The 5116-nt window shown below is 60.2% G+C and carries 4 protein-coding genes; 2 read left to right on the top strand and 2 right to left on the bottom strand.

From position 1 onward, the window contains the following. Positions 1-470, bottom strand: a 470-nt coding sequence (locus EOA22_RS23840) for an NAD(P)-dependent oxidoreductase (RefSeq protein ID WP_127390258.1), incomplete at its 3' end; no start/stop codon positions are given. Between the two features lie 205 nt (positions 471-675). On the opposite strand from EOA22_RS23840, the gene EOA22_RS23835 reads away from it, so the two are divergent. Continuing rightward, the gene (locus EOA22_RS23835; protein ID WP_063170158.1) at positions 676-948 is read left to right on the top strand and encodes a hypothetical protein; all 273 of its coding nucleotides are present in this window, start codon (positions 676-678) and stop codon (positions 946-948) included. Between the two features lie 102 nt (positions 949-1050). On the opposite strand, the gene EOA22_RS23830 is transcribed toward EOA22_RS23835, so the two are convergent. Continuing rightward, on the bottom strand, positions 1051-1707 hold the full coding sequence (locus EOA22_RS23830) for a response regulator (RefSeq protein WP_082826656.1): 657 nt from the start codon (positions 1705-1707) through the stop codon (positions 1051-1053). Positions 1708-1978: 271 nt separating this feature from the next. Here EOA22_RS23830 and EOA22_RS23825 point away from each other — a divergent pair, with 271 nt between their 5' ends. Next, positions 1979-5089, top strand: a complete 3111-nt coding sequence (locus EOA22_RS23825; protein WP_063170159.1) for a CheR family methyltransferase — start codon at positions 1979-1981, stop codon at positions 5087-5089. Positions 5090-5116: the final 27 nt, after the last annotated feature.

Here is a 5116-nt window from a genome sequence, read left to right as displayed (position 1 = left end):
GGCGACAGCGGATTCCATTGCCCGCTTTTGATGTCGCTCGCCTTGCGCCGGGCATTGTCGATGCGCCGGCCGTCTGGCGTTGCATAGAGCCCTTCGCCATAGACGCTCATCGACGAGGCGACGACGATCCGTTCGACCGGGTGCTTGATCAGTGCTTCAAGTAGCGTTGCGGTGCCGAGATCATTGGCGCCGACATAGCGCGCGATCTCGTACATCGATTGTCCGACGCCGACTTCCGCCGCCAGATGAATGACCGCGTCAACACCTTCCAGCGCACTGGCGACCGCCTCCCGGTCTCGGACATCACCTTTGATCAGTTCGGTCCCGGCGGGAAGCGCGACGGCTTCGCCCGCATGCACCTGCTCCAGCAGCGCATCGAGGATGCGAACCGAATAATCCTGCTCGACGAGTTCCTGTGCGACATGCCGGCCGATGAAGCCGCAGCCTCCTGTAACCAATATGCGTTTCACGACGACTCCTCAGACAAGTAACCTCGGCGCCCCGAACTTTTCGGCAAAAGGTTTGTTCCCTTGCTTCAACAAAGTTCCTTTGGCGGACTTCGTTGGGCCGGCATCGCGATCACGGCGCGGTGCTGGAACATTGACGCCCTTGTGCTGTTAGGACGCCCGACAGCCCGCGTGTCCCATGGAGCAACGCCGATCAAAGGAGATTTCAATGTCTCAGTCGCAAACGACCACCGACCACGACGAAATTCGCAAGTGGGCCGAGGAGCGGGACGGCCGGCCGGCAGTGGTACGCACAAAAGGCGAGGGCGGCATCCTGCGGATCGACTTCGGTGAGCCTGAGGAAGCATTCGAGCCCATCGAATGGGACGAGTTCTTCCGGATATTCGACGAGAACGATCTGGCCTTTCTGTATCAGGCCAAGACTGGGGAGGGGAAAGCCAGCCGTTTCAACAAATTCGTCGAGCGCGATCAGAAGGGCTGATGACGCAAGCCAAGCGGCTGATCTGTACGGCCCAGTTGTCGAGATGTGGTCAACAATGACGGCCCCGCGGCTTAGCACTTCAGCCTGAGAGGGAGGGTAAAATTAATGCATCAGGTTTGCGCCGCGGGTTTTCGCCATCTCTCGCATGATGCCGTTGAGCCAGTTTTCAGTGGATTGACCAGGCTGTCTGCGGTCGACATCCCGGATCGCTTGCTCGAGCGTCCTCTCGACGAGCCGATCCGATGCGTCGACGTCTCCCAGCAAAAGGCGCGCCGCAAGTCGCAGTTTGGGCAAAAGCGCGAAGACGTCGTCGGACGGGTCCGGTCCGGGGGGCGCCCGCCCCGATTCCTGCGGGGGAAAGAGTGCGTTGAACACCGCCTGGCTGCCCGAGGATTTCCGCAGATTGCTGGCATAGCGGAGATGGTCGGGAATGGCGATGTCGTCATCGCCACTGAAGAACACGAAGGGGACACCCCGGCGCATCAACTCATCGGCGATTGGAAACACGCGTCGGCCATTGAGATTGACGTCGAGGATTGCAGCTTCGGCCGTCCCGGTGTGTTTGGAAGCCTGTTCGACGGTTGCAGCGGGACCAAGGATTATGGCGCCCATATTGCTGAAAAACCGCGCAAGATCTCCCGCCATCGTCCATTCGTCTTCAACTATCAGAATATGCAGCCCCCGCAGGTCGCGCACGTCGTCATCCTTTCTTGCAACGGAGGTTAGAATGCAGAGGATTTGCTTTCCGAATTCTGTCATCCAAGGCCGCCTGCAACCGCTTCGCAAGCATCAGCATGCGATCCGGGACGGGCCCCGCATCGGAATCTGCTAGCGATCCAGGCGCCCCTGACACCACTGGCGCTCGGAGTTTTATGTCAGCAGAGCGTTTCGTCATTGAACCACCATTGATATCGGGTTCAACGTCATCCCTGACGTCTTGTTCCATACCTCTTGCGCGCTATATGGTTGTGTCCTGTTCGATCCGGCCTTGAGGAGACTTCATGTCGGGTCGGCGAAAGGGGGACATGCCGTGACTGCCCGATCGACTAGATTTCCCATCGTTGGCATCGGCGCGTCCGCGGGTGGCATTCCCGCGATGGAAGGCTTGTTCAAAGGCGTTACCAGCCAGCCCGGCATGGCGTTCATCATCATCACGCATCTCAGCCCGAAGCGAGAAAGTCTGTTGCATGAAGTTGTCAGCCGCTACACCGAGATGCCTGTCGTTGTGGCCGAGGATGGCATAGCTGTTGTACCTGACCACGTCTACGTGATGCCACAAAACGTCACTCTGGCGATCGCCAACGGTGTGCTGCGCCTGCGGCGGCCCAACGGGCTTACCCAAGAGCGCAAACCCGTCGACATCTTCTTTAGTGCGCTCGCTGAAGACCAGGGCGAATATGCCGTGGGCGTCATTCTGTCGGGCGGTGATTCCGATGGAACGCTGGGCGCCAAGGCGATCAAGGAGCGGGGTGGCCTCACTGTCGCGCAAGCGCACGACGGCTACGGGCCGCGCAATCCCGATATGCCACAGAGCGCTATTGCCAGCGGGCTCGTCGACGTCGCTGTGCCCGCCGAGGAGATCGGGGCGAAGCTGGAGGCTTTCGCCCGCGGCTTCGACACGCTGGAAGGGCTGGCGGAAGAAGATGGCGACCATACGGCCGACATCGATAAGGTGCGAGAACAGATATACGCCATTCTGCGCAGCCACTCCGGCCACGACTTCTCGGGCTACAAGACCAAGACATTTCTGCGCCGCGTGAAGCGACGCATGCAGATCGCCCAGGTCCATTCCATCAGCGCCTATATAGACTGGCTGAAGAAAGATGCTCGCGAGGTGATGAACCTTTTTCGCGATCTGCTGATCAATGTCACCAACTTCTTTCGCGACCCCGATGCCTTCGAGTTGCTCGAGCGAAAGATCATACCGCAGTTGTTCGAAGGCAAGACCGCCAGCGACACCGTCAGGGTCTGGGTTCCCGGATGCGCCACGGGCGAGGAGGTGTTCTCTATCGGCATCCTGCTGCGCGAACACATGGAGAAGCTTACGGTCGTTCCGCGCGTCCAGATATTTGCCACCGACATCGACGAGCCTGCGCTGGCGGTGGCCCGGGCGGCACGCTATCCCGAAGCCTTGCTGCAAGGGCTTTCACCCGAACGCCGACAGCGGTTCTTCAACGGCGACGGAGAGAGCTATGTCATTAGCAACGAGATACGGGAACTGTGCATCTTCTCGCCGCACAGCGTCATTCGCGATCCGCCTTTCTCGCGCATGGATCTGGTCTCCTGCCGCAATCTGCTGATCTATTTCGGCCCGAGCATCCAGAGCCGTGTCATCCCTGTCTTTCACTATGCATTGAAGCCCGGCGGTTACCTGTTCCTCGGCACCTCCGAAAGCGTTGGGCAGCACGACAATCTGTTTGCCACTGTCGACAAGAAACATCGTCTCTTCCAGGCGCGCGAGCATGCCTCGCCGCATATCAGGCTGCCCGCCTTGATCGGTGAGAGCCGTTCCGGCGTCTTTCCCTCTGAAAGCGCCGGCTTAAGGAAGGGAGCCGCCGGTTATCCGCTGCGCCAGGCTGTCGAGGCGCAGGTGCTGGAGCGCTTCGCTCCGCCGCATGTCCTGGTCAACGCCGAGGGCGATGTCGTCTATTATTCGGCCAGGACCGGCAGATATCTCGAAGCGCCGCAAGGGATTCCCAGCCGGCAGTTGCTGACGATGGCTAGGCGTGGGCTGCGACTGGACCTCCGCGCCGCGTTGCGGGAAGCGACGACGACGCGCCGCACAGTGGTGCGGGAAAACCTCATCGTAGAGGAAGACGACGAACGGGTCCAGCCGATCAAGCTCACGATCGAACCGCTCACCGAACGTGGCAATGGCGAGCCGCTTTATCTCGTCCTGTTCGAACCGTCGGGGCCGACCCAGGCCCGCTCAGAGGAAGACGGCGGCGGCCGTGACAGTGACAGCACCGCCGATCTCGAGCGGGAGCTGCGCGACACCAGGGAGCGCCTGCAATCGACGATCGAGGAATACGAGACCGCGCTGGAGGAGGTCAAATCGTCGAACGAGGAACTCGTCTCCGTCAATGAGGAGGCGCAGTCCACCAATGAGGAACTCGAAGCCTCGAAGGAGGAGATGCAGTCGCTCAACGAGGAGCTCAACACGATCAACGCCGAGTTGACGGCCAAGATAGAGGAGCTCGACCACGTCAACGGCGATCTGCGCAACCTGTTCGAAAGCACCGACATCGCGACCATTTTCCTCGACCGCAGCCTTGTGGTCCGTACCTTCACGCCGGCGGCGTCATCCTTCTTCAGCCTGCGTCCCTCCGATGTCGGCCGGCCGCTGACGGATCTGTCTAGCCAGCTCGACTACCCCGAGCTGAAGCAGCACATCGACAAGGTTTTCGAGACAGGCGAGATCCTGAATCACCATCTGGCACGCGATGCCAGGGGCCTGTTCCACATGGTCCGCATCAATCCCTATCGCGACAAGGGCAACAGGATCCAGGGCGTGGTGGTGACACTTGTCGATGTCACCACTCTGGCACAGGCGGAAGAGCATCAGCAGGTGCTCATCTCTGAACTCAACCACCGGGTCAAGAATATGCTTGCGGTGATCGCCAGCATTGCAAGCCGCACGCGGGAAAGTTCTGATACGAAGGAGGAGTTCGCGGATGCGCTGATCGGTCGCCTGCATGCCATGTCGCGGGCCTACGGCCTGCTGACCCGGGAGAGATGGAAGGAAGCCTCGGTCAGGGAACTGCTCCAGCAGGAGCTCGAACCATTCGGCATCGAGCGGATCGAACTCGATGGCGAGGATGTCAAACTAGGTCCGCAACAGGGGCTTTCCCTCAGCATGGCCATTCATGAACTGGCCACCAACGCGGCCAAGTACGGCGCTTTGTCAAAAACCGACGGCAAGGTCAGTGTGCAATGGTCGATCGAGGAGGACAGTTTCACATTTGGCTGGCGCGAAAAGGACGGCCCTGTTGTCAAGGCGCCCTTGGACAATGGTTTTGGCCTGACACTGCTGCAGGGAGAAATTGGTTACAGGCTCGGCGGCCATGTCGAGACCGCGTTCCACAAGGACGGCCTCAGCGTCCAGATCGCGTTTCCAGCAAACCACAAGGAGGCGCCGTGAGCGACGACAGGCCGCGCGTTCTGGTGG

This window comes from Mesorhizobium sp. M7A.F.Ca.US.014.04.1.1, from assembly GCF_003998745.1.
Classification (GTDB): Bacteria; Pseudomonadota; Alphaproteobacteria; order Rhizobiales; family Rhizobiaceae; genus Mesorhizobium; species Mesorhizobium ciceri.
The sequence above is the reverse complement of the archived record's forward strand: the minus strand, read 5'-3'. Positions and strand labels throughout refer to the sequence as shown.

Coding starts and splice junctions, on each gene's coding strand:
- EOA22_RS23830 (WP_082826656.1), bottom strand. CDS start 1,707: ATGACAGAATTCGGAAAGCAAATCCTCTGCATTCTAACCTCCGTTGCA.
- EOA22_RS23835 (WP_063170158.1), top strand. CDS start 676: ATGTCTCAGTCGCAAACGACCACCGACCACGACGAAATTCGCAAGTGG.